Consider the following 24,515-nt stretch of genomic DNA (forward strand, 5'->3'; position numbering starts at 1 on the left):
GATGTACCATACTCGGAGTGAATTCAACGGGGTGCGTCTTTCGACGCCGCAATGACGAGGTACCGATGCTGCTTTCGGATTCGATGTCTCTACTATGGCTGACCTATGCCGTGCTGTCTCTGGTGGTGCTCGGCACCGGCTATCTGGGGCTGGCCTTTCTGCCGCGACTGCCGCGGCTGGTGATCACCTGGGCCGTGGCCGGGGTGATGTGGGTGCCGGCCAGCTTCCAGCTGCCGCTGACCACCGGGGACGGCGTCTATAACGGGTTCGCGCCCGCGGTGGTGGTCGCCGGGCTGGCGTTTCTCTCCCACGACGGCGGCGCCATGCTGCCGGCGCTGATGCTGGTGGCCGTGGCGGCCGGCCTGGGCGCGCTGGTGGGCCTGCTGTTGTGGCGTCGCGGACGCCACTCGGCCGCTCGCCAGGCGCAGGAGGGCGAGGACAAGGGCCGCCAGGACGGCGGTGAGGCGCGACGCGAGCCGATGATCGGCTAAGGACGTTCGATGCAAAGGGGAAATCCCGGCGCCCGGGGCGCGGTGCGCCTCGTGTGGCTGATAGCGCTGTGCCTGATCGGGCTCGGCGCGAGTTCGTCTCACGCCCAGGACCAGGACCAGGACCGGACCGAGCCTCGGGCCTGGCAGGAGCAGGACGACGTGCGGGCGGTGGTCGACGTGTCGGGCAGCATGAAGAGCCACGACCCCGACCGCCTGGCCGAGAGCGCCATGGGGCTGCTGGTCTCGCTGCTGCCGGAGAGCGCCAGCGCCGGCGTCTGGACCTTCGGCGAGCGGGTCGACAATCCGCTGCCGCTGGGCCGCGTCGAGGCCGGCTGGCGCGAGCGCGCGCTGTCCCTGCCGCCGTCGCGGCGCGACCAGCAGTACACCGATATCGAGGCCGCGCTGCGCCAGGCCGCGAACGGCGAGGCCAACGGCGGGCTGCACCTGATCCTGATGACCGACGGCGTCATCGATCTGCCGCCGGGCCGCGGCGACAAGCCGGCCATCGATCGCGCCTCGCGCCGGCGTATCGTCGAGGAGCTGGCCCCCGAGCTGGCCGCGCAGGGGGTGACGGTGCATGCCATCGCCTTCTCCGACGAGGCCGACCTGGCGCTGATCGAGCGGCTGGCCCAGCGTACCGAGGGCCTGGCCACCCGGGTCGATTCCGCGGAAGGGCTGATGGGCGCCTTCCTCGATATCTTCGAGCGCATCTTCCCCGCCGACCGCCTGCCGCTTGACGACGACGGCGGCTTCGTGGTCGATCAGGGGGTGGATCGGCTCTCGGCGCTGATCTTCCACGATCCCGAGGCCGAGCCGCTGACGCTGATCGGCCCCGACGGCACCCGCTATCGGGCCGATTCGGCCCCGGAGGGGGCGAACTGGCAGGTTGAGCCGCGCTTCGACCTGGTCCGCATCCCCGAGCCCGAGGCGGGGCAGTGGCGCCTCGAGGGGCCGGTGGACGACGGCAGCCGCATCAGCATCAGTGGCCCCTGGCGGCTGCGCATCGGGTCGCTGCCGGCGACGCTGTATCGCGGCTTCCCGGTGCCGGTCGAGGCCTGGCTGGAGGCGGAGCGCGAGGCGCCGCCCCTGCCGGGCAACCTGACGCTGGAGGTGTCGCTGGCGTTGCCGGACGGCGAGGCGCAGTCCACGGTGACCCTGACCGCCGACGATCAGGGCCGCTTCCAGGGCGAGCTGCCGGCGCCGGCGTTGACCGGCAACGCCCAGCTGGTGGTGCGTGCCTCCGGCGACGGCTTCACCCGCCAGCGCCGCCAGGCGGTCAACGTGCTGCCGTCCATCGGCGCGGTGCATGATCCGGCCGGGGGCCGCGTGGTGCTGGCCGCCGAGCATCCGCGCCTGAATCGCGACAACACCGAGATCCGCGGCGAACTGGCCGGCGAGGCGCTCGAGGCCGAGCCGATCGGCGAGACGCGCTGGACGATGGCGCTGCCCGAGCTCGATCCGGATCTCCGCCAGCCGCTGACCCTGAGCGCCCGCGTCACCCTGGACGGCGAGACCCGCGAACTGAGCCTGCCGCGGCTGATGCTCAACCCCGACGCCCGGGTCGGCATCGCCGGGGTCGACGCCGGCCCGACGCTGTCCGCCGAGCGCTTCGGCGATGCCGGCGAGGCCGCCGCCCCCGAGGCCGAGCCGAGCCTCGCCGATCGCCTCGTCGAGGGCGTCAACGACCTGCCGGCCAGGCTGCGCCTGGCCTGGCAGGAGGGCTGGCCGGGGCTGGTCGAGCGGGTCCGCGGCTGGTCGCAGGGGCCGATGTTCTGGATTCTGCTGGTGCTGACCATCGGTCTGGTGATGCTGCGCCTGCTGTGGCGCCATACCAGCCGTTCCGCTTCCACCCGCGAGCGCAGGGATCCGCATGTGTGAATTGCTGGGCATGAGCGCCAACGTGCCGACCGACATCTGCTTCAGCTTCGCCGGCTTCCTGACCCGCGGCGGCGGCACCGGGCCACACCGCGACGGCTGGGGCATCGCCTTCTACGAGGCCGGCGGCTATCGCGACTTCCGCGACCCGCACCCCTCGGTGCATTCGCCCATCGCCCGGCTGATCTGCGACTACCCGATCAAGTCGCACATCGTGATCAGCCACATCCGGCAGGCCAACGTCGGCCAGGTGCGCCTGGCCAACACCCATCCCTTCACCCGGGAAATGTGGGGGCAGCCCTGGTGCTATGCGCACAACGGCCAGCTCGCCGGCTGGGAGGACCTGGCGCTGTCGTTCTACCGGCCGGTGGGCGGCACCGACAGCGAGCACGCCTTCTGCTGGCTGATGGGCGAGCTGCGCCGGGCCTTCCCCGAACCGCCGGACGATCGCCAGGCGCTGTGGGCGCACCTGCACGGGCTGTGCGAGCGGCTGCGCGGGCTCGGCGTCTTCAACCTGCTGCTGGCCGACGGCGAGTACCTCTACACCTACTGCACCACCAAGCTGGCGCACATCACCCGCCGGGCGCCGTTCGGCCAGGCCAGCCTGTCCGACGCCGAGATGGCGGTGAACTTCGCCGAGCACACCACGCCCGACGACGTGGTCTCGGTGATCGCCACCGAGCCGCTGACCGACAACGAGGAGTGGGTGCGCATGGTGCCCGGCGAGCTGCTGGTGTGGCGTGACGGCGCGATTCAGGGGCGCTTCACCGCACAGGGATGAACGAAGGTTTAAAACATAAGTTTAAATTCTGTATTCCCAGATCGGCAGCGACTGGGATAGGGTGGGGCACAGCCGCAGTGCCATGACAGCGCTAATATAACAACAGGGCGCGATCCCGCAGGGTCGCCACAGCCTGGAGAATGCCATGAGCGAGCACGCCACGCCCGCCGTCCTCAGTGGCCCCGAGCTAGAGGGCCGCGACGACTACGCCTCGGTGATGGAGGTCTTCCACGCCGCCATCGAGCGCTTCGCCGACAAGCCCGCCTTCACCTGCGTGGGGCGGACCCTGGACTATCGCGACCTCGATCGCCTGTCCGCCGACTTCGCCGCCTGGCTGCAGCACGAGGCCGGGCTCGAGCCCGGCGACCGCATCGCCATCCAGCTGCCCAATCTGCTGCAGTTCCCGGTGGCGGTGTTCGGCGCGCTGCGCGCCGGCCTGGTGGTGGTCAACACCAATCCGCTCTACACCGAGCGGGAGATGGCCCATCAATTCAAGGATTCCGGCGCCCGGGCCATCGTCATCCTGGCCAACATGGCGGCCAAGCTCGAGGCTATCCTCGGCGACACCGATATCGAGCGGGTGGTGGTGACCGAGATCGCCGACCTGCATCCTTTCCCCAAGCGGCCGCTGATCAACGCCGCGGTGAAATACGTCAAGAAGATGGTGCCGGCCTATCGGCTGCCCGGGGCGACGCGCCTGCGTGATGCGCTCGCGTGCGGTGCGCGCCTCGAGCATCGCGAGGTCGGCCGCGGCCGCGACGACATCGCCGCCCTGCAGTACACCGGCGGCACCACGGGGCGGGCCAAGGGCACCATGCTGACCCACGGCAACCTGGTGGCCAACATGCTCCAGGCGCGCCAGGCGATCGGCCCGGGGCTCGCCGAGGGGGCCGAGACCATCGTCGCGCCGCTGCCCGTCTATCACATCTACACCTTCACGGTGAACTGCCTGTTCATGATGGAGACCGGCAACCACTCGGTGCTGATTCCCAATCCTCGCGACCTGGAGGGCTTCGTCAAGACGCTGAAGACGGTGCACTTCACCGGCTTCGTGGGGCTCAACACCCTGTTCAATGCCCTGTGCCAGCGCGAGGACTTCCGGCGCCTCGATTTCTCCGCCCTTCACCTGACGATCTCCGGCGGCATGGCCTTGACCAGCGCCGTGGCCCAGCGTTGGCAGGAGGTCACCGGCTGCCCCGTCGCCGAGGGCTATGGCCTCACCGAGACCTCGCCGATCGTCAGTTTCAACCCCATCGACGACATCCGGCTCGGCACCATCGGCCGTCCGGTGGCCGGCACTCGGGTCAAGGTCATCGACCTGGACGGCAACGACCTGCCGCTGGGCGAGCCCGGCGAACTGTGCGTCAAGGGGCCCCAGGTGATGAAGGGCTACTGGAACCGCGAGGAGGATACCGGCGCCTCCCTCGATGCCGAGGGCTGGTTCCGCACCGGCGACGTGGCGGTCTTCGACGATGACGGCTACATCCGCATCGTCGATCGCAAGAAGGACATGATCCTGGTCTCGGGCTTCAACGTGTATCCCAACGAGATCGAGGACGTGGTGGCGCATCATCCCGGGGTGGTGGAGTCCGCCGTCGTGGGCGTGCCCGACGAGGACAGTGGCGAGGCCATCAAGCTGTACGTGGTGGCCAGCGACCCCGACCTGGACGCCGCGACCCTGCGCACCTGGTGCAAGAAGAAGTTGACCGGCTACAAGGTGCCGCGCCACGTGGAGTTCCGTGACGAGCTGCCCAAGACGAACGTGGGGAAAGTCCTGCGCCGCCAGCTTCGCGACGAGGCGCAAGGCGACGCGAAGGAGGAGGGCGAGGCCTCCTAGGGCAGCTCGGCTGCCCAAGACCCGATCATGTTCAGGAAGGTCCTGCGCCGCCAGCTTCGCGACGAGGCGCAAGGCGAAGCGAAGGAGGAGGGCGAGGCCTCCTAGGGCGTCTCGGCTGCCCAAGACCCGATCATGTCAGGAAGGTCCTGCGCTGCCAGCTTCGCGACGAGGCGCAAGGCGACGCGAAGGAGGAGGGCGAAGAGGCGGAGGGCGAACCCTCCTGATCCAGGGGGTATGGAGGGTCGATTAGCCCCCGACTGGTTCGCGGCGTTACAATGGCCGGCTCGCATCGCCCGACCGATGCGAGCCGTCCTGTCGTCCCGCCCGTTCGATCACCGGAGCCTTCGAGTCCATCGTGAGTACCCTGACCCCAGCCCCCGACGCGCCCGAATCCGATGTTGCCGCCCTGGAGGCCCTCAGGGGCGAACTCGACGGCGTGCAGCTGCGCGACGCGCCCCGCCTGGGCAAGCGCCTCGCCGGCCTGACCCGGCGCTGCCGCCAGGGCAAGCCGGTGGACCGCGGGCTCGCCGAGCTGCGCCGCGAGGTCGAGCGTTCCCGTGCCCGGGTCGAGGCCCGCGCCTCGCGCCCGGTAACACTGTCCTATCCCGAGGAGCTGCCGGTCGCCGAACGCCGCGAGGACATCCTCGAGGCGCTGCGCGACCACCAGGTCGTGGTGGTGGCCGGCGAGACGGGCTCGGGCAAGACCACCCAGCTGCCCAAGCTGTGCCTTGAGCTCGGCCTCGGCCGGCGCGGGCTGATCGGCCACACCCAGCCGCGCCGGCTGGCGGCCCGCTCGGTGGCCACGCGCCTGGCCGAAGAGATGGAGGTGCCGCTGGGCGAGCAGGTCGGCTACCAGGTTCGCTTCACCGACCACACCGACGATGCCACCCAGGTCAAGCTGATGACCGACGGCATCCTGCTGGCCGAGACCCGGCACGATCCCGACCTCACGCGCTACGAGGCGATCATCATCGACGAGGCCCACGAGCGCAGCCTCAACATCGACTTCCTGCTTGGCTATCTCAAGCGCCTGCTCGACCGTCGCCCGGATCTCAAGGTGATCATCACCTCGGCGACCATCGACGTGGAGCGCTTCGCCGAGCACTTCGCCCTGGCGGGCGAGGACGGCACCCGGCGCCCGGCGCCGGTGGTCGAGGTCTCCGGCCGCACCTATCCGGTGGAGGTGCGCTACCGGCCGCTGACCCGCGAGGCCGAGGACGAGGAAGACCGCACCCTGCAGGAGGGCATCCTGCACGCGGTGGAGGAGATCCAGGCCGCCGAGCGCGAGAAGGGCTGGCTGCACGGCCCCCGCGACATCCTGGTGTTCCTGCCCGGCGAGCGCGAGATCCGCGAGGCCGCCGATACCCTGCGCCGCGCCGAGCTGCGCGACACCGAGATCCTGCCGCTCTACGCCCGGCTCTCCAACGCCGAGCAGAATCGCGTCTTCGCCCCGCACCGCGGGCGGCGCATCGTGCTCTCGACCAACGTCGCCGAGACCTCGCTCACCGTGCCGGGCATCCGCTACGTGATCGACCCGGGCCTGGTGCGCATCAGCCGCTACAGCTACCGGGCCAAGATCCAGCGCCTGCCGGTGGAGGCGGTCAGCCAGGCCAGCGCCGATCAGCGCAAGGGCCGCTGCGGCCGCGTGGCCGAGGGCCTGTGCATCCGCCTCTTTGATGAGGAGGACTACCTCGGCCGCCCCGAATTCACCGATCCCGAGATCCGGCGCACCAACCTGGCCTCGGTGATCCTGTCGATGCTGTCGCTCAAGCTCGGCAGCATCGAGGCCTTCCCCTTCGTCGACCCGCCCGACTCGCGCTTCGTCACCGACGGCTTCCGGCTGCTGTTCGAGCTCGGCGCGGTGGACGAGGGCCAGCGTATCACGCCGCTCGGGCGCAAGCTCGCCCGCCTGCCCATCGACCCGCGCCTGGCCCGCATGCTGCTGGCCGGCGCCGAGCAGGGCGGCCTGCGAGAGGTGCTGGTGGTGGTCTCGGCGCTGGCCATCCAGGACCCGCGGGACCGCCCGGCCGAGAAGCGCCAGGCCGCCGACCAGGCCCACCGCCGCTGGCAGGACCCGGACTCCGACTTCGTCGGCCTCGTGAACCTGTGGCACGGCTTCGAGGCCGCCCGCGAGGAGCTCTCCGGCAATCGCCTGCGCCGCTGGTGCAAGGACAACTACCTCAACTACCTGCGGCTGCGCGAGTGGCACGACACCTTCCGCCAGCTGCGCCAGCTGCTGCGCGACATGGACATCGAGGTGCCCGCGCCGGCGCCGCTGCCGGCCGAGGACGACGACGGCGAGGCGGCGAAGAAGGCCCGCCGTGAGAGCGCCGTGCGGCTGCACCAGGCGCTGCTGCCGGGGCTGCTCTCGCACCTCGGTCAGCTGCTGGAGAACCGCGAGTACCAGGGCGCGCGCAACCGCAAGTTCATGATTCACCCAGGCTCTGGGCTGGCCAAGAAGACGCCCAAGTGGGTGATGGCCTTCGAGCTGGTCGAGACCTCGAAGCTGTTCGCCCGCACCGTGGCCAGGATCGATCCGGCCTGGATCGAGCCGCTGGCCGGCCACCTGGTCAAACGCAGCTACAGCGAGCCGCACTGGGAGATGAAGCGCGCCCAGGTGGTGGCCTTCGAGCAGGTCACGCTGTTCGGCCTGGCGATCGTCAGCCGGCGCCGGGTGCACTACGGCCCGATCGCGCCGGCGGAGTCCCGCGAGCTGTTCATCCGCCGCGCGCTGGTGGAGGGCGAGTTCAAGACCCGCGGGGAGTTCTTCGCCCACAACCGCGCGCTGGTCGAGGAGGTCGAGGACCTCGAGGATCGCGCCCGCAAGCGTGACATCCTGGTCGACGAGGAGGCGCTGTTCGACTTCTACGATGCGCGCCTCCCCGAGGACATCGTCAACGGCAAGGGCTTCGAGGCCTGGCGCAAGCAGGCCGAGCGCGACGACCCGGACGTGCTCAAGTTCGATCGCGCCGCGCTGCTGGCGCGGGAGGCCGAGGAGGTCACCCAGGCCGACTACCCGGACGAGCTGGCGCTGAACGGCGTGCGCTATCCGCTGAGCTACCATTTCGCCCCCGGCGCCGAGGACGACGGCGTGACCCTGACGGTGCCGGCGGCGATGCTGCCGCAGCTGCCGGAAGGCCGCCTGGAGTGGCTGGTGCCGGGGCTATTGCGCGAGAAGTGCATCGCGCTGCTCAAGTCACTGCCCAAGTCGATCCGCCGCCAGGTGGTGCCGATCCCCGACTGGGTCGACGCCGCCCTGAAGGCCATGACCCCGGACGACATGCCGCTCACCGAGTCGCTGGGCGAGTTCCTGCGGGTCAAGACCGGCGTGCGGCTGGCGCCCGACGACTGGCGGGTCGACCAGCTCGAGCCGCACCTGGTGATGAACCTGCGGGTGGTCGACCACGAGGGCCGCGAGCTCGGCCAGGGCCGCGACATCCGCGCCCTGGAACAGCGCTTCGAGGCCGCGGCCGGGGAGGGCGCGCGCGCGCTGGCCAGCGAAGCCAGCGAGGCGGACGCGCTGGAGACCCTGCCCGAGGCGCCGCTGCCGGAGTCCCGGGTCACCACCCAGGCCGGCATCCGCGTCGAGGCCTATCCGGCGGTGGTGCCGGAGGACGACAGCCTGCGGGTCGAGCTGTTCGATCATCCCGACAAGGCCCGCGAGGCCCATCGTCGCGGCGTGGTGCGCGCCGCCATGGCGCGGCTGCCGGACCAGGTGCGCGCCATCGAGCGTCTGCCCGGCCTGCAGCCCTGCGCGCTGCTGTTCGCCAAGGTGGGCAGCAAGCGCCAGCTGGCCGAGGACCTGGTCAGCGCCGTCTTCCAGCAGGTGGTGGCGGTCGACCCGCTGCCGCGCTCCCGCGACGAGCTGGAGGCGCGGCTGGCCGGGACTCGCGACGCCCTGGTGCCCCACGCCGAGGAACGCCTCGGCATCCTCAAGCAGGCGCTTCAGGGCCATCTGGCGGTGACCAAGGCGTTGAAGGGCAATCTGAACCTTTCGCTGGCGCTGGTATACAGTGACCTCAAGGCCCAGATGCAGCGCCTGGTGCATCCCGGCTTCGTCACCGAGGCCGGCGACTGGCTGGTCGAGTATCCGCGCTACATGGAGGCCGCCCAGATCCGCCTGGAGAAGGCGCCCCGTGAGCGCATGCGCGACCAGATGCACATGCAGTCGGTGCAGGACTTCGAGGCGCGGCTGGCGTCCCGGCGCGAGAGCGAGCGTCGCGGCGGCGTCGAGGACCCGGCGCTGGTCGAGTTCGGTTGGTGGATCGAGGAGCTGCGCGTGTCGCTGTTCGCCCAGCAGCTGGGCACCCGGATGCCGGTCTCGGAGAAGCGCCTCGAGAAGCACTGGAAGGAACTCACCGGGCGGGCCTGAGGGCCCCGGGCTGGAGTGTTGCGACGCCGCGGGCTACAGTGCCCGCAGCGTCGCGGACGAGCGATAATGATCGACGATGGACACCAGAATGACGCGTAGGGAGACCGTGCGAGCCATGATTCCGACATTCCCCGGCCGCCGGGCCGGCCAAGGCCTGGCGGCGATGTGCGCCCTGTCACTGCTGACGGGCTGCGCCACCACCTCGGGCGTCGATGACGCCAATCCGGACGATCCCTGGGAGGGCTTCAACCGCGGGGTGTTCGCCTTCAACGACACGATCGATCGCTATGCGCTCAAGCCGGTGGCCCAGGGCTACCGCTTCGTGACGCCGGACCCGGTGCAGACCGGCGTCGGCAACTTCTTCTCGAACCTCGGCGAGATCAGCAACACGGTCAACAGCCTGCTGCAGGCCAAGCCGGCCAATGCCGGCATCTCCGGCGGGCGCTTTCTGATCAACTCCACGGCGGGCGTGCTGGGCTTCTTCGACGTCGCCTCGCACCTGGACCTGGTCGGCCGCGAGGAAGACTTCGGCCAGACTCTGGCCGTCTGGGGCGTGGGCGAGGGGCCCTATCTGGTGCTGCCACTGCTGGGCCCGAGCACCGTGCGGGCCACCGCCGGCATGCCGGTGGACTGGTACACCGACCCGCTGACCTACGTCGAGGAAGACGAGATTCGCTACGGGCTGCGCGGGTTGGACGTGGTCGATACCCGCGCCGGGCTGCTCGACCAGGAGCAGCTGATCCGCGGCGATCGCTACAGCTTCATCCGCGACAGCTGGCTGCAGCGTCGGCGCTTCGAGGTCAACGACGGCGAGGCCGGGGAAGACCCCTTCGCCAGCGACGACTTCGATTTCGATGACGCCGACTTCGATGATGCCTTCGCCGAGTGAGGCCCTAGGATGCCCGAAGCCAACGAGCTGGTCGGCCTGATCGACGTTCCCGGGGCCGAACGCGATGCCCTGGCCGAGATCATCGCCCGCGACGGCCTGGCGGTCGTCGCCGTGGAACATCACGAGCAGCTGCCGGGCGACGCGGTGCTGGTGGTCGCCCATGCCCGGGCGGTGCCCAGCGAGGCCTGGGGGGCGCTGGCCGAGCGGCTGCCGACCCTGGTGGTCAGCGATGAACGCCAGGACAGCGATCTGCTCCAGGCCGTGGATGCGGGGCTGGTCGACTACGTGATCGAGCCGCGTCGCCACGGCCACCTGCTGCGGCGCATGATCCGCCGGGTGATCGATCTCAATCGCCTGGCCCAGGAGCGCGAACACGACCGGGCACGGCTGGCCGAGCTCAACGAGCGCCTGGAGACCCATCTGGCGATGCTGCGGCTCGACCAGCAGGCCGGTGGCCAGATCCAGCGCAAGCTGCTGCCGCCGAGCCCGCAGAGCATCAACGGCGTGAGCGGGGACTACTGGCTGGTGCCATCGCTGTACCTGTCCGGCGACTTCCTCGATTTCCAGCGCTTCGACGACCGCTACACCCTGTTCTACTTCGCCGATGTCTCGGGTCACGGGGCGTCGTCGGCCTTCGTCACGGTGCTGCTGAAGTCGCTGTCGCACCGCTGGCAGAACGAGTGGGACGGTCAGCGTCCGCAGGACCTGGCGCCGCGCTGGCTGGCCGGGCTCAACCGCGAGCTGCTCGATACCGGCATCGGCAAGCATGCCACCCTGTTCGTTGGTGTCATTGACCGGGAGCGTCGCTATCTTCACTATTCGCTCGGCGCCCAGCTGCCCATGCCGTTGCTGGTGAGCGGCGGCGAGGCGCGCTACCTGGAAGGCGAAGGCATGCCGGTGGGGCTGTTTCCTGACGTCGAATACCCGTCGTTGGGCTGTGAGCTGCCGGCGGACTTCCGGCTGTGGCTGTGCTCCGACGGCCTCCTGGAGTGCCTGCCCGGCGAGACCCTGGAGGCGCGGCTGGAGGTGCTGCGCTCGCGCGCCGAGACCAGCGAGACGCTGGCGGCGCTGCGCGACAGTCTTGCCCTCGGCGACGACATCGTCGACGCTGACAACGAGGGCGACGGCTCCGGCCGGGATGAGCTTCCCGACGACCTGACGATCATGATGTTGAGCGGATTTGGCAATGATGATGCATGAAGGCCGCCTCAAGGCGGCGTTCGATTCCGGCGTGTTCGTGCTCAAGCTGTGCGGGGACGTCCGGCTGACGCTTTGCGCGACGCTCGATACCCAGGCACAGCGTCTGGCCGAGACGCCCGGGCTGGAGGCGGTGATGGTGGACCTGCGCGAGGCTACCAACGTCGATTCCACGGCGCTCGGTTTCCTGGCCAAGGTGGCCATGGCACTGCAGGGCCGTCTGAAGCAGCCGCCGACCATCGTCGTCGATAACCCCGATGTGCGGCGCATGCTCGACGTGATGGGCTTCGCCCGCTACTTCACGCTGCTGGAGTCGCCGATCACCGAGCCCCACGAGCTGCGTGACCTGCCCGAGGTGCCCGCCAACGAAGAGGGCATGCGCGAGCACATCCTCGAGGCGCACCGCATCCTGATGCACATGAACGACCACAACCGCGAGCAGTTTCAGCCGCTGGTCGAGATGCTCGAGGAGCAGAAGAGTCCCGCCGACCGGGAGTGAATCGCCGCCTTGGCGGGCCTCGCAGCGCTCGCAGTGAGACGGGGCAGAAGCGGTCGGAGCAAACGCTGGACACAGTCAAAGAGGGGGAGGCGCCGGCGGCGCCTCCCCCTCTTTTCGTTCTTGCGTCGCCCGGGGCCGGATCAGCCCTGGCGCAGCTCGCCCAGCAGCGTCTCCAGCTTGCGCTGGTCGGCCATGAACTTGCGGATGCCCTCGGCCAGCTTCTCGGTGGCCATGGGGTCCTCGTTCATCGCCCAGCGGAAGTCGGCCTCGCCCTGGGGCTCCGGCGCGCGGGTCTCGGCGTCCAGCGGCGAGAGGCGGCGCTCCAGCGTGCCCTCGGTCTCGGCCAGCTCGCCGAGCAGGGCCGGAGAGATGGTCAGGCGGTCGCAGCCGGCCAGGGCCTTGATCTCGCCGCTGTTGCGGAAGCTGGCGCCCATCACGATGGTCTCGTAGCCGTGGCCCTTGAAGTGCTCGTAGATGCGCTTGACCGACTGCACGCCCGGGTCGCGGTCGCCGGCGAAATCGGCCTCTGGATCCTGGGCCTTGTGCCAGTCGAGGATGCGGCCGACGAAGGGAGACACCAAGGTCACGCCGGCATCGGCGCAGGCGCGGGCCTGGTCGAAGTTGAACATCAGCGTCAGGTTGGTGTGGATGCCCTCGCGTTCCAGCACCTGGGCGGCGCGGATGCCCTCCCAGGTGGCGGCGAGCTTGATCAGGATCCGCTTCGGGTCGACGCCATGGCGCTGGTAGCGGTCGATCAGCGAACGGGCGCGGTCCAGCGAGGCCTGGGTGTCGAAGGAGAGGCGAGCGCTGACCTCGGTGGACACGTAGCCGGGGACCAGGGCACTGATCTCGCTGCCGATATCCACCGCCACGGCGTCCATGGCGTCGTCGATATCGGTGGCCTGGCGGGCGATCTCGGCCAGCCGGGCGCGGCGGCCCTCCTGCTGGGCGGCCTGCAGGATCAGCGAGGGATTGGTGGTCGCGTCGGTGGGCTGGAAGCGACGGATCGCCTCGATGTCGCCGGTGTCGGCCACCACCGTGGTCATGCCTTTGAGTTGCGTCAGCAGGTCGTCTGCCATGGGTCCTGGATCCTCCGTGTGTCGAAGGTCCACTCTACCAAGCACAAGGGGATGAAATACAGACGCACGGCATCGGCCAGTGTGGTGCGTTATCATTAGCGCCCTCGTGGAAATCCCTTTGGAGGTCGCTTGATACTTAATGCCCGACGGGTGGCCCTGCTGGTCGCCACCAATACCGCCCTGGCGCCCTTCGCCATCGATGCCTACCTGCCCGCCATGCCCGCGCTGGCCGAGGCGGTGGGGGCGAGCGTCCATCACACCGAGCTGTCGATCAGCCTGTTCCTGTTCGGCTTCGCCATCGGCCAGCTGGTCGGCGGACCGATGTCCGACCGCCTGGGGCGTCGGCCGGTGCTGCTCACCGGGCTGGTGATCTTCCTGCTGGCCAGCCTGATGATCATGCGCGTCGACTCGCTCGGCGAGCTGTTGACCTGGCGCTTCGTGCAGGCCCTGGGCGGCGGCGCCTGCGTGGTCAACTCCGCGGCCATCGTGCGCGACTGCTTCAGCGGGCGCGAGGCGGCCAAGGTGATGTCGACCATGGCGATGATCCTGATGCTGGCCCCGCTGGTGGCGCCGGCGGTGGGCAGCGGCCTGCTCTACCTGGCGGACTGGTGGCTGATCTTCGCCTTCCTGGTGGTCTATGCGGCCTTCCTGCTGTGGCTGATGGGCACCCGCCTGCCGGAGACCCGGCCGCCCGATGCGCCGATCGCCTCGGCCGGCCAGGTGTTGCGCAACTATGCCAGCGTGCTGCGTCATCGCGAGGCCATGGGCTATGTGCTGTCGGTGGCGTCGACCTTCTCCGGGATGTTCGCCTTCATCACCGCTTCGCCGTTTCTCTACATGACCCACTACGGGGTCTCGCCGGCGGTCTATCCGGTGGTGTTCGGCGCCAACGTGGTGGTGATGGCGCTGTCCAACCGCCTCAATATCCGCCTGCTGGGCCGGCGCACGCCCCAGCAGAACATGCGCCTGGGACTCGGCGTGCAGTGCTGCGTGGCGCTGGCGCTGGTGACGCTGGTGGCGACCGGGAGGGACTCGCTGTTCACGGTGGTACCGCTGATCATGCTGTTCATGGGCATGGTCGGGCTGATCACGCCCAATGCCATGGCCTCGCTGCTCGAGCACTTCAGTCACATGAGCGCCACCGCCACCGCGCTGCTGGGCTGCATCCAGTTCACCAGCGGCGCCCTGGCCGGGGTGGTGGTCAGCGCCTTCGAGGTCGACAGCGCCTGGCCCATGGTGCTGACCATGCTGGCGGTGTCGCTGGTCGGCAACCTGGCCCTGCGCGGCCTGGTGGGGCGCGCCGCCCTGAACTGAGTCGTCCTGCCGCTCCGGCCCGCCCGGGCCGGAGCTCTCGTGCCCGTCGCCGGGCCCTTCGTCTCCCTCTGCCGACGCCGATGTCGGCCATCGAGCTCGCTTGTCATGAAGCTGTCATTTTCGTGGGGCATCTTGTGTGTCACGAAAGGATGATCACTTCCCCGAACAGGAGCTCTCTCCATGAACCGCATCCTCAAGACTACTGTCATTGCTGCCGCCGTCATGGGCGTCGTCGGTGTTGCCCAGGCCCGCGATCAGGTGCGCATCGTTGGCTCCAGTACCGTCTACCCGTTTGCCAGCTACGTGGCCGAGGAATTCGGTGCCACTACCGACTTCCCGACGCCGGTGATCGAGTCCACCGGCTCCGGCGGCGGCGCGCGCCTGTTCTGCAACGGCATCGGCGAGGGGACTCCTGACATCACCAACGCCTCGCGTCGCATGAAGCCCTCCGAGTTCGAGCGCTGCGTCGAGAACGGCGTGACCGACATCACCGAAGCCTTCATCGGCTATGACGGCATCGCCTTCGCCCAGTCCAACGAAAACGACGCGATGGACGTGACCCTCGAGCAGATCTTCCTGGCCCTGGCCGCCCAGGTGCCGGTCGACGGCGAGCTGGTCGACAACCCCTACACCCAGTGGAACGAGATCGATGATTCGCTGCCGGCCCGCGAGATCGCCGTCTACGGTCCGCCCACCACCTCCGGCACCCGTGACGCCTTCGAGGAGCTGGTGATGGAAGCCGCCTCCGAGGAGATGGACGCCTACGGCGGTGAGGGCTACACCGACATCCGCACCGACGGTGCCTTCATCGACGCCGGCGAGAACGACAACCTGATCGTCCAGCGCCTGGCCGAGAATACCGAGGCCTTCGGCATCTTCGGCTACTCCTTCCTGGAAGAGAACTCCGACAGCCTGATGGGCTCCAGCATCGACGGCGTCGCGCCGACCCCGGATGCCATCGGCAGCGGCGAGTACCCGGTGTCTCGCTCCATGTTCTTCTACGTGAAGAACCAGCACGCCGACGAGGTCCCGGCGATGAACGAATACGCCAACCTGTTCATGAGCGAGCAGATGATCGGTGATCTGGGCTACCTCAAGGGCATCGGCCTGATCCCGGCGCCGGAAGACCTGCGCGCCGAGGCTCGCAGCGCGGTCGAGAACCACGAGACGCTCGAGCTGGCCGACCTCAAGTAAGCACGGCCGGGTCCTCGCCCTGTCACGGCCGGCAGCCAGGAGCTGCCGGCCGGTGCACGTTCCGCCGGCTCACCGGCCTCGCCGGTCCCCGCGGATTCATTCAGACGAGAGTCAACTATGCAGACCAACCAAATACTCGCTCTGTTCTGCGGCACCCTGCTGGTGCTGGGTCTGATAGCCTATTTCCTGGGGCGGGCCAAGGCCTCCAGGGTGCGCGCCGCCGGCGCCGCCATGCACGCCCAGCCCGACCAATACGCCTGGTTCAGCGTGCTGTCCAGCGCCGGCCCGGCCATCGCCGTCGGCGTGGTGGGCGCGTTCGCCATGCTGCTCCTGGGCGCCGAGATTCCCACGCTGTATCTGCTGGCCGCCAGCCTGGTCGTCGGCTGCGCCGGTCTGGCCATGGGCATCGCCCTGGTGCGTCCGGACTTTCATGCGCGCAAGGCCATCGAGAGCGTCATCCGCTTCTTCCTGGCCGGCGCCGCCCTGATCTCGATCTTCACCACCTTCGGGATCCTGATCTCCATCGTGGGAGAGGCCATCCGCTTCTTCCAGATGCAGAGTTTCTGGGACTTCATCACCGGCACCACCTGGAACCCGGGCGCGAGCTTCCTCGCCGCCGCGGGCCGAGCGGAGGAGGGGGCAAGCGCCGCCCAGTTCGGTTCGATTCCGCTGTTCGCCGGTACCTTCATGATCACCGCCATCGCCATGCTGGTGGCGATTCCGGTCGGCCTGCTGTCGGCCATCTACATGGCCGAGTTCGCCCCGCAGCGAGTGCGCACCCTGGCCAAGCCGGTGCTCGAGGTCCTGGCCGGCATCCCGACCGTGGTCTACGGCTTCTTCGCCGCCATCACCGTGGCGCCGCTGATCGTCGACGTGGCCGGTTTCTTCGGCATCGATGCCTCGTTCAACAACGCCCTGGCCCCCGGCATCGTGATGGGCATCATGATCATCCCCTTCATCTCCTCGCTGTCCGACGACGTCATCAACTCGGTGCCGGACAGCATGCGTCAGGGGTCGCTGGCGCTGGGCATGACCAAGGGCGAGACCATCCGCGACGTGGTGGTCCCGGCAGCCCTGCCGGGCATCATCTCGGCCTCGCTGCTGGCGGTGTCCCGGGCGCTGGGCGAGACCATGATCGTGGTCATGGCCGCCGGCATGCGGCCCAACCTCACGGCTAACCCGTTCGAGGACATGACCACGGTGACGGTGCGCATCGTCGCCGCCTTGACCGGCGACCAGGAATTCGCCAGCGCCGAGACGCTGTCGGCCTTCGCCCTGGGCCTGGTGCTGTTCGTGGTGACCCTGTCGCTGAATCTGGTCTCGGTGATCATGATTCGCCGGTTCCGCGAGAAGTACCGGATCAACAACCTTTAACGCTGGGAGCTTTTTCCGATGAGCCAATCCTTCGACGAGATCAGCGCCCAGCTCCGGCGTCGTCACCGCAAGTCCGCGCGCCTGAAGTGGATGTCCATGGGGGCCCTGGGCCTGGCCGGGCTGTTCCTGGTGCTGTTCTTCACCGACATGATGATCAAGGGCCTGCCGGCCTTTCAGCAGGCCCAGATCCAGGTCGAGGTCGACTACAGCGAGCAGGCCAGCCAGCTGCCGCTGGCCGCCGTCCAGGAGGACGTGCGTCCGCTGGTCAGCCGCGGCTACCTGCGCCTGATTCCCGGCCGCATGGAAGACAATGCCGAGCTGCTCGGCACCACGCGCATGGAGTGGGTGCTGGCCGACAGCCAGGTCGATCAGTACCTCAAGGGACATCACACCCGCCTGAGCGACAGTGAGCAGGAGGTGGTGGATCGGCTGCAGGCCGAGGGCCGCGCCGAGCTGAGCTTCAACACCACCTTCTTCACCAGCGGCGATTCCAAGATGCCGGAGCTCGCCGGCATCGCCTCGGCGGCCATGGGCACGGTGATGACCCTGCTGGTGACGCTGGCGGTGTCCTTCCCGATCGGGGTGATGACCGCGGTGTACCTCGAGGAATTCGCCCCGGACAACCGCTTCACCCAGCTGATCGAGATCAACATCAACAACCTGGCGGCGATCCCCTCGATCCTGTTCGGTCTGCTGGGCCTGGCGATCTTCATCAATTTCTTCGGCGTGCCGCGCTCCTCGCCGGTGGTCGGCGGCCTGACGCTGGCGCTGATGACGCTGCCGGTGATCATCATCTCCACCCGCACCGCGCTGCGCAGCGTGCCGGATTCCATCCGCCACGCCGCCTTCGGGGTCGGCTGCTCGCGCTGGCAGGTGGTGCGCGACCATGTCCTGCCGCTGGCCCTGCCGGGCATCATGACCGGCTCGATCATCGGCCTGGCCCAGGCCATGGGCGAGACCGCGCCGCTGATCATCGTCGGCATGGTGGCCTTCATCCCCGACGTCACCGCGTCCTTCAGCGAGGCGGCCACGGTGCTGCCGGCGCAGATCTTCACCTGGGCGGGTGAGCCCGAGCGCGCCTTTATCGAGAAGACATCGGGAGGCATTCTGGTGCTGCTGGCCGTGCTGATCTCTCTCAACGCCACCGCCGTGGTGCTGCGCAAGAAATTCGAGCGTCGCTGGTAAGTCCCGCGGCCAGACACAGGATATGCCAAGATGAACATTCACGTTTCCGAGCGGAAGATGGGCCCCATGAGCGGACACAGTGCCGGTGAACCGGTGGTACGCAACGAGAACGCCAATCACGAGCTGAGCGTGCGAGTGCGCGACCTGAACCTCTGGTATGGCGACAACCAGGCCCTCAAGAACATCAACGTCGACGTCTTCCAGAAGAACGTCACGGCGCTGATCGGGCCGTCCGGCTGCGGCAAGTCGACCTTCCTGCGCTGCCTCAACCGCATGAACGACCTGATCCCCAGCGTGCGCATCGAGGGCCTGATCTCGATGGACGGTCGCGACGTCAACGAGCCCAAGATGGACGAGGTGGCCCTGCGCCGCCGGGTCGGCATGGTGTTCCAGAAGCCGAATCCCTTCCCCAAGTCGATCTACGACAATGTCGCCTACGCCCCGCGCATGCACGACCTGGTGAGCCGCAAGGCCGACGTCGACGAGCTGGTGGAGCGCGCGCTGCGTGACGCCGGCCTGTGGGAAGAGGTCAAGGACAAGCTCTACGAGCCCGGCACTTCGCTCTCCGGCGGCCAGCAGCAGCGCCTGTGTATCGCCCGGGCCATCGCGGTCCAGCCCGAGGTCATCCTGATGGACGAGCCGACCTCGGCCCTGGACCCGATCTCCACGGCGACCATCGAGGACCTGATGGACAAGCTGAAGCAGCAGTTCACCATCATCACCGTGACCCACAACATGCAGCAGGCCGCGCGGGTCGCCGACTACACGGCCTTCTTCCACCTGGGCGAGCTGATCGAGTACAACGATACCCAGACCATGTTCTCCAACCCGGCCACCAAGAAGGCCGAGGACTACATCACCGGCCGCTACGGCTGATGGCCGCGGGCGTGTGACGGTTCGACGGGGAGGCCACAGGCCTCCCCGTCGTCGTTTGTGGCCGTCATCGAGGTGTCAACGATCTCGAATATATATGGTTTTTCATATATATTGGCGGCGACATCATTCGTGATCAGGAGAGCGCCCCATGACCCTGTCCATCGGCATCAACGGCTTCGGCCGCATCGGCCGTCTCGCGCTGCGCAGCCTGTGGCCGCGCGTCGAGGCCGGCGAGGTTGTCATCGCACGCCTCAACGACCCGGGCGGCGACGCCGCCACCTTCGCCCACCTGCTGGAATTCGACTCGGTGCACGGCCACTGGTCCCCGGGGCAGGGCATCCAGGCCGAGGCCGAGGCGCTGGTGATCGACGGCCGGCGCATCGCCTTCAGCGGCCATGACACCATCGCCGCCGCCGACTGGTCCGGCTGCGACGTGGCCCTGGAGTGTTCCGGTCACATGAAGACCACCGACAGGCTCCAGGCCTACCTCGACCAGGGCGTGGGTCGGGTGGTGGTCAGCGCACCGGTCAAGGAGGACGGCGTGCTCAACGTGGTGATGGGCGTTAACGACGGCGCCTTCGATCCCGCCCGCCATCGCATCGTCACCGCCGCGAGCTGCACCACCAACTGCCTGGCCCCGGTGGTCAAGGTGATTCAGGAGACCTTCGGCATCCGCCACGGCTCGATGACCACGGTGCACGACATCACCAACACCCAGACCATCCTCGACGCCCCCCACAAGGACCTGCGTCGCGCCCGGGCCTGCGGCATGAGCCTGATCCCGACCACCACCGGCTCGGCCAAGGCCATCACCGCCATCTTCCCCGAGCTCGAGGGCAAGCTGAACGGCCATGCCGTCCGCGTGCCGCTGGCCAACGCCTCGCTGACCGACATGGTCTTCGAGCTCGAGCGCGAGACCACGGTGGAGGCGGTCAATGCGGCGCTGAAGGCCGCGGCGGAGGGCCCGCTCGCCGGCATCCTCGGCCATGAGGAGCGCCCGCTGGTCTCCATCGACTATCGCACCGACCCGCGCAGCGCCATCATCGACGCCCCGTCCACCATGGTGGTCAACGGCACCCAGCTGAAGCTCTACGCCTGGTACGACAACGAGTGGGGCTACGCCAACCGCACCGCCGAGCTGGCGCTCAAGGCAGGACGAGCGACGGTCGGCAGGGAGTCGATGACCGATGCCTGAGGTCGGACGCAGCATCGACCGGCTGAAGGCGTTGCCCTTCGAGGTGCGCCAGTATCTGCTGATCACCGGCAACTACTGGGCCTTCACCCTCACCGACGGTGCCCTGCGCATGCTGGTGGTGCTGCATTTCCACCAGCTGGGCTACTCGCCGCTGGAGGTGGCGCTGCTGTTCCTCTTCTACGAGGCCTTCGGCGTGATCACCAACCTGGTGGGCGGCTGGCTCGGGGCGAGGCTCGGGCTGAACCGCACCATGAACATGGGGCTAGGGCTGCAGATCGTGGCGCTGGCCATGCTGATGGTGCCGGCCACGGCGCTGACCGTGCCCTGGGTCATGGCCGCCCAGGCGCTGTCGGGGATCGCCAAGGACCTCAACAAGATGAGCGCCAAGAGCGCGGTCAAGGTGCTGGTGCCCAAGGACAGCCCCAGTGCCGGCTCCGCGCTCTATCGCTGGGTGGCGATCCTGACCGGCTCCAAGAACGCCCTCAAGGGCGCCGGCTTCTTCCTGGGCGGGGTGCTGCTGACCCTGATCGGCTTCCGTGGCGCTGTGATCGCCATGGCGCTGATGCTGGCGGGCGTGCTGGTTCTGTCGCTCGTGCGGCTCAAGGCCGATCTGGGGCGGCAGAAGCGCAAGCCGGCGTTCGGCGAGATGTTCTCCCCCTCGAAGGCGATCAACGTCCTGTCGGCGGCTCGCCTGTGCCTGTTTGCCTCGCGGGATGTCTGGTTCGTGGTGGCCTTGCCGGTCTTCCTCTATGACCAGCATGGCTGGAGCCACTGGACCGTGGGCGGCCTGCTGGCGCTGTGGGTGATCGGCTACGGCGGGGTACAGACCCAGGCGCCGCGCCTGACCGGCCTGGTCAAGGGCGGCGCTCGGGGAATCACCGCCTTCTGGGCCCTGGCGTTGGCCTGCCTGCCGGCCCTGCTGGCGCTGCTGCCCCTGGACCAGGTGGGTTGGCTGGTGGCGGGGCTACTCGCCTTCGGTGTGCTGTTTGCGGTCAACTCGAGCTGGCACAGCTACCTGATCGTCCACTATGCCCGCGCCGACGGCGTCTCCATGGACGTGGGTTTCTACTACATGGCCAACGCCATGGGGCGCCTCGCCGGCACGCTGCTCTCCGGCTGGGTCTACCAGGCCTTCGGGCTCGCCGCCTGCCTCGGGATCTCGTCCGCACTGGTGGCCGCCAGCGCGCTGATGGCCCTGGCCCTGCCGCGGGAGGCCACGCCCCGCTGAGGTCGGGGCGCAAACCGCTCAGGGGGCGGCGCGCGGTGCCTGTCGAGGCGCGGTCTCGGTCAGGCGACGCAGCGCCCAGAGCCCCAGCGCCGGCCCCGGCAGCAGCCACCACAGCACCCAGGGGCCCTGGGCGGCCCACAGGCTCGAGGTCAGCGAGATCGCCGGGAGGGTCAGGGCGAAGCCCACGGCGTTCATCACCGAGAGTGTCGAGCCGACCCGGGCGTGGGGCGCGGTGGCCGCGGCCAGGGCCGAGAACTGGGGCGAGTCGGCGATCACCGTGAGCCCCCAGACGGCGAGCAGCGTGAGCAGCAGGCCGGGCGGTGCCCAGGCCAGCAGCGGGTAGGCCAGGCAGGTCAGCCCCGAGACGGTCAGCGCCCGCCGGGCGACCCAGAGGCTGCCCAGCCGGCGGCTCAGCTCGCCGCCCCCCACGCAGCCGACCAGCCCCAGGGCGATGACGCCGAAGGCGAGCCACGGGACCAGGTCCATCGGTGCCGCCAGGCGCTCAAGCTCTCTCGCCACCAGGAAGGGCGTCAGCATCCACAGGGCGTAGAGCTCCCAGCAGTGCCCGAAGTAGCCACCCGCCACGGCACGAAAGCGCGGCGCGCGAAGTCCCGCCAGGCCCTCCCGCAGCCGGGTGGGTCCGGCCGGGGGCGGCAGGTGCGGACCGTCGCCGAGCCGGTAGATGGCCGCGCCCCCCGCCAGCGCCAGCAGCGAGGCGCCGAGCAGCGGCCACGCCCACGGCAGCCCCGGGGTCGAGCCGCGCAGCAGGTGGGGCAGGGCGGTGCCCAGCGTCAGCATGCCGACCAGCCAGGCCAGGGCCGCCCCCTTGTGGGTCGGCGTCCAGCCGATCACGAGCTTCATGCCCAGGGGGTAGATGCCGGCCAGGCACAGGCCGGTGGCGAAGCGCAGCAGCAGGCCGGCGGCGGCGTGCTCGGCGGCCAGCACGAAGCCGGCGTTGATCAGTGCGCCGAGCAGGCAGGAGGCGGCGAAGAGCCGGCTGGCCCGGAAGCGGTCCGCCAGGCCGCTTGCGGCGATGGCCAGGGTGCCGAGGATGAAGCCGGCCTGGACGGCCAGCGTCAGCCCGCCGAGGTCGGCCTCGGTGAAGCCGAGGTCGCGGGCCAGCGAGAGGCCCACGCCGTTGACGGAGAACCATAGCGAGGTGCCGCAGAGCTGGGCCAGCACGATCACGGCGAGGGGATGGCGGCGCAGGAGGCGGCTCATGGGCGCCTCCCCGGCCGCTCGCCTTGCCGCGGGGCGTGCTGCGCGCCCCGACCCTCGTCGCGTAGAATCATGTCGATACTCCCTGGAGAAACCCTGATGTCGCTGGACCCGGTCCGTGTCTTCAAGTGCCTGGGCGACGAGACTCGCCTGATGCTCACGCTGCTCGTGCGGCGCGAGCAGGAGCTTTGTGTCTGCGAAATGACCCACGCCCTGGAGCTCTCGCAGCCCAAGGTGTCGCGGCACCTGGCGCAGCTGCGCCAGTGCGGCCTGCTCGAGGATCGCCGCGAGGGCCAGTGGGTCTACTACGGGATCGAGGCTAGCTTACCGGGCTGGGTCATGGCCACTCTGACCGCGGCGGCCGAGGGGCGAGCCACGGAACTCGAACGGGTGTGCGCGCGCCTGGCGCGGATGGGCAACCGGCCCGAGCGTCGAACCGCGCTTTGTTGAGCACGACAAGGCCTCGCCGCTGTCCGAGGTGAGGCGATGAGCGGATCCTCCTCCCATCGATGCAGCCCCCGAGCGCAGCAAAGAGGCCGTTCCCCCCGTCGACGCCCACGCCTGGGGAGATGGCGTTGCCCCTCCCCGGGGCTGGGTGACGGTGGCCGGCGCGACCTATGGCGACTTGGTTGACCTTGTCCACCATGTGCGTATAGTGGACAAGGTCAACCAAATCGCGAGCGTCGTATGTCTTCACCCTCCTTGAACGAGGCATTGCACCGCCTGCTGCATGCCTACAAGAAACAGCTACGTGCCAGTATCCGGCAGCATCGGATATCCCTTCCTATCACCCACATCCGTGTGCTGAAGGGCGTCGGGCGACTGCCCGACTGCACCGCCATGGCCATTGCGCAGCGCATGGGCCAGGACAAGTCGCGCGTCACCCGCGTGCTCAACAGTCTGATGGATGAAGGCCTCATCGAGCGTGCGGATCACCCGAACGACCGTCGCAGTCAGCTGGTGACCGCGACTGAAGCAGGCAGGGAGATGCTCGAGACGATCACCGTGCTGGAAGAAGAGGCCGCGAGCCGCTTGACGGATCGACTCGGCCCCGAGGAGGTGGAGACCTTCTTGCGTATCGCCGCCACCATGACGGCCAGTGCCGACGACCACGATACCGAGCCGGAGGGGAGCCAGGAGCATGGGTAAGCCCGCGACCAGGGAGCTGGAGGTAATAGGTGCGACTCAGGTCACGCCGCATATGCGGCGCATCACGCTGGGGGGCGAGGGCCTGGCGGACTTTCCGGAAGACCAGGAGAGCGCCTACCTCAAGCTGATATTCCCCGGTGACGAAGGGGGGAAGCCCCTGATGCGCACCTACACCATCCGGCATCAGCGGGCGTCGGAAATCGATATCGATTTCGCCCTGCACGATGACATGGGCCCCGCGTCACGTTGGGCGGTAGCGGCGGTGCCGGGGGATCGCATCCTGGTGGGCGGCCCCGGCGCGAAGAAAATGATCCAGCCGGAGGCCGATTGGTTCCTGCTGGCCGGCGACATGACGGCCTTGCCGGCGATCAGCGTCAACCTGGCCGCCTTGCCCGACGACGCTCGCGGTCACGTGGTGATCGAGATCCCTCACGAATCGGATCGGCAGGCCCTCGTGCACCCCGAGAACATACGGCTGCACTGGGTCATCAACCCGACACCGGACCCGACAGGCCAGCCGCTGTTGGGCAGGGTGCAGGACTTGCCGTGGCTGGAGGGTCAGCCGGCGGTTTGGGCGGCGTGCGAGTTCGGCAGCATGCGCGCCCTGCGCCGCTGGCTGAAGCACACCCATGAGCTGCCCAAGTCACACCTTTATGTCTCGAGCTACTGGAAGATCGGCCAAACCGAAGACGGCCACAAGCGGGCCAAGCAGCAGGACAGTATGGCCGAGTCGGTGGCTTAGACCGTCCTGAAGGCGATGTC

General features: G+C 68.8%; 20 protein-coding genes. 18 read left to right on the forward strand and 2 right to left on the reverse strand.

Annotated features, from left to right (window positions below):
* The first annotated feature begins 65 nt into the window (after positions 1-65).
* The 8 genes from ACGTNF_RS01550 to ACGTNF_RS01585 all read left to right on the forward strand — a co-directional run bounded on the left by ACGTNF_RS01550 (position 66) and on the right by ACGTNF_RS01585 (position 11,941).
* Positions 66-491, forward strand: coding sequence for a hypothetical protein (locus tag ACGTNF_RS01550; protein WP_152478640.1), 426 nt, complete (start codon positions 66-68; stop codon positions 489-491).
* 9 nt (positions 492-500) lie between these two features.
* Positions 501-2,369, forward strand: coding sequence for a vWA domain-containing protein (locus ACGTNF_RS01555; protein ID WP_394600132.1), 1,869 nt, complete (start codon positions 501-503; stop codon positions 2,367-2,369).
* Positions 2,362-3,147 (forward strand): class II glutamine amidotransferase, encoded by a 786-nt coding sequence (locus ACGTNF_RS01560; protein ID WP_152478642.1) that lies wholly within the window; start codon positions 2,362-2,364, stop codon positions 3,145-3,147. Before ACGTNF_RS01555 ends, ACGTNF_RS01560 begins: the two co-directional genes overlap by 8 nt.
* Before the next feature lie 145 nt (positions 3,148-3,292).
* The gene (locus tag ACGTNF_RS01565; protein ID WP_394600133.1) at positions 3,293-4,984 is read left to right on the forward strand and encodes an AMP-binding protein; all 1,692 of its coding nucleotides are present in this window, start codon (positions 3,293-3,295) and stop codon (positions 4,982-4,984) included.
* A gap of 355 nt (positions 4,985-5,339) precedes the next feature.
* Positions 5,340-9,356 carry an ATP-dependent RNA helicase HrpA gene (hrpA, locus tag ACGTNF_RS01570; RefSeq protein WP_394600134.1) on the forward strand — a complete coding sequence of 1,339 codons (4,017 nt, stop codon included), beginning with the start codon at positions 5,340-5,342 and terminating at the stop codon, positions 9,354-9,356.
* 115 nt (positions 9,357-9,471) lie between these two features.
* Positions 9,472-10,245, forward strand: a complete 774-nt coding sequence (locus ACGTNF_RS01575) for an MlaA family lipoprotein (protein WP_394600135.1) — start codon at positions 9,472-9,474, stop codon at positions 10,243-10,245.
* A 9-nt stretch (positions 10,246-10,254) separates the two neighbouring features.
* Positions 10,255-11,445, forward strand: coding sequence for a PP2C family protein-serine/threonine phosphatase (locus tag ACGTNF_RS01580; protein WP_394600137.1), 1,191 nt, complete (start codon positions 10,255-10,257; stop codon positions 11,443-11,445).
* Entirely contained in the window at positions 11,432-11,941 is a 510-nt protein-coding gene (locus ACGTNF_RS01585) for an STAS domain-containing protein (RefSeq protein WP_394600138.1), read from the forward strand. Before ACGTNF_RS01580 ends, ACGTNF_RS01585 begins: the two co-directional genes overlap by 14 nt.
* Positions 11,942-12,081: 140 nt before the next feature.
* On the opposite strand, the gene tal is transcribed toward ACGTNF_RS01585, so the two are convergent.
* The gene (tal, locus tag ACGTNF_RS01590; protein ID WP_152478646.1) at positions 12,082-13,020 is read right to left on the reverse strand and encodes a transaldolase; all 939 of its coding nucleotides are present in this window, start codon (positions 13,018-13,020) and stop codon (positions 12,082-12,084) included.
* A gap of 129 nt (positions 13,021-13,149) precedes the next feature.
* Between tal and ACGTNF_RS01595 the strand changes: the two genes are divergently transcribed.
* From ACGTNF_RS01595 to arsJ, 7 genes are all read left to right on the forward strand, one after another.
* Entirely contained in the window at positions 13,150-14,334 is a 1,185-nt protein-coding gene (locus ACGTNF_RS01595) for a Bcr/CflA family multidrug efflux MFS transporter (RefSeq protein ID WP_394600139.1), read from the forward strand.
* 180 nt (positions 14,335-14,514) lie between these two features.
* Positions 14,515-15,528 carry a PstS family phosphate ABC transporter substrate-binding protein gene (locus ACGTNF_RS01600; protein ID WP_394600141.1) on the forward strand — a complete coding sequence of 338 codons (1,014 nt, stop codon included), beginning with the start codon at positions 14,515-14,517 and terminating at the stop codon, positions 15,526-15,528.
* A gap of 117 nt (positions 15,529-15,645) precedes the next feature.
* Positions 15,646-16,902: a phosphate ABC transporter permease subunit PstC gene (pstC, locus tag ACGTNF_RS01605; protein WP_394600142.1), complete on the forward strand. Its 1,257-nt coding sequence runs from the start codon at positions 15,646-15,648 to the stop codon at positions 16,900-16,902.
* Positions 16,903-16,920: 18 nt separating this feature from the next.
* Positions 16,921-18,087 carry a phosphate ABC transporter permease PstA gene (pstA, locus tag ACGTNF_RS01610; protein WP_152478649.1) on the forward strand — a complete coding sequence of 389 codons (1,167 nt, stop codon included), beginning with the start codon at positions 16,921-16,923 and terminating at the stop codon, positions 18,085-18,087.
* A gap of 93 nt (positions 18,088-18,180) precedes the next feature.
* On the forward strand, positions 18,181-18,963 hold the full coding sequence (pstB, locus tag ACGTNF_RS01615) for a phosphate ABC transporter ATP-binding protein PstB (protein WP_040478648.1): 783 nt from the start codon (positions 18,181-18,183) through the stop codon (positions 18,961-18,963).
* A 148-nt stretch (positions 18,964-19,111) separates the two neighbouring features.
* Entirely contained in the window at positions 19,112-20,158 is a 1,047-nt protein-coding gene (locus tag ACGTNF_RS01620) for an ArsJ-associated glyceraldehyde-3-phosphate dehydrogenase (protein WP_394600143.1), read from the forward strand.
* Positions 20,151-21,386, forward strand: a complete 1,236-nt coding sequence (gene arsJ / locus ACGTNF_RS01625) for an organoarsenical effux MFS transporter ArsJ (RefSeq protein WP_394600145.1) — start codon at positions 20,151-20,153, stop codon at positions 21,384-21,386. Before ACGTNF_RS01620 ends, arsJ begins: the two co-directional genes overlap by 8 nt.
* An 18-nt stretch (positions 21,387-21,404) precedes the next feature.
* On the opposite strand, the gene ACGTNF_RS01630 is transcribed toward arsJ, so the two are convergent.
* Positions 21,405-22,607 carry an MFS transporter gene (locus tag ACGTNF_RS01630; RefSeq protein WP_394600146.1) on the reverse strand — a complete coding sequence of 401 codons (1,203 nt, stop codon included), beginning with the start codon at positions 22,605-22,607 and terminating at the stop codon, positions 21,405-21,407.
* A gap of 96 nt (positions 22,608-22,703) precedes the next feature.
* Between ACGTNF_RS01630 and ACGTNF_RS01635 the strand changes: the two genes are divergently transcribed.
* From ACGTNF_RS01635 to ACGTNF_RS01645, 3 genes are all read left to right on the forward strand, one after another.
* Positions 22,704-23,054: a metalloregulator ArsR/SmtB family transcription factor gene (locus ACGTNF_RS01635; RefSeq protein ID WP_394600147.1), complete on the forward strand. Its 351-nt coding sequence runs from the start codon at positions 22,704-22,706 to the stop codon at positions 23,052-23,054.
* Between the two features lie 237 nt (positions 23,055-23,291).
* A complete protein-coding gene (locus ACGTNF_RS01640; RefSeq protein WP_394600148.1) occupies positions 23,292-23,753 on the forward strand; it encodes a MarR family winged helix-turn-helix transcriptional regulator in 462 nt (153 codons plus the stop codon).
* On the forward strand, positions 23,746-24,495 hold the full coding sequence (locus tag ACGTNF_RS01645) for a siderophore-interacting protein (RefSeq protein WP_394600150.1): 750 nt from the start codon (positions 23,746-23,748) through the stop codon (positions 24,493-24,495). The genes ACGTNF_RS01640 and ACGTNF_RS01645 overlap by 8 nt, the downstream gene beginning before the upstream one ends.
* Positions 24,496-24,515: the final 20 nt, after the last annotated feature.

The sequence above is a fragment of the Halomonas sp. B23F22_10 genome, assembly GCF_043496975.1.
GTDB classification, from domain to species: Bacteria; Pseudomonadota; Gammaproteobacteria; order Pseudomonadales; family Halomonadaceae; genus Halomonas; species Halomonas smyrnensis.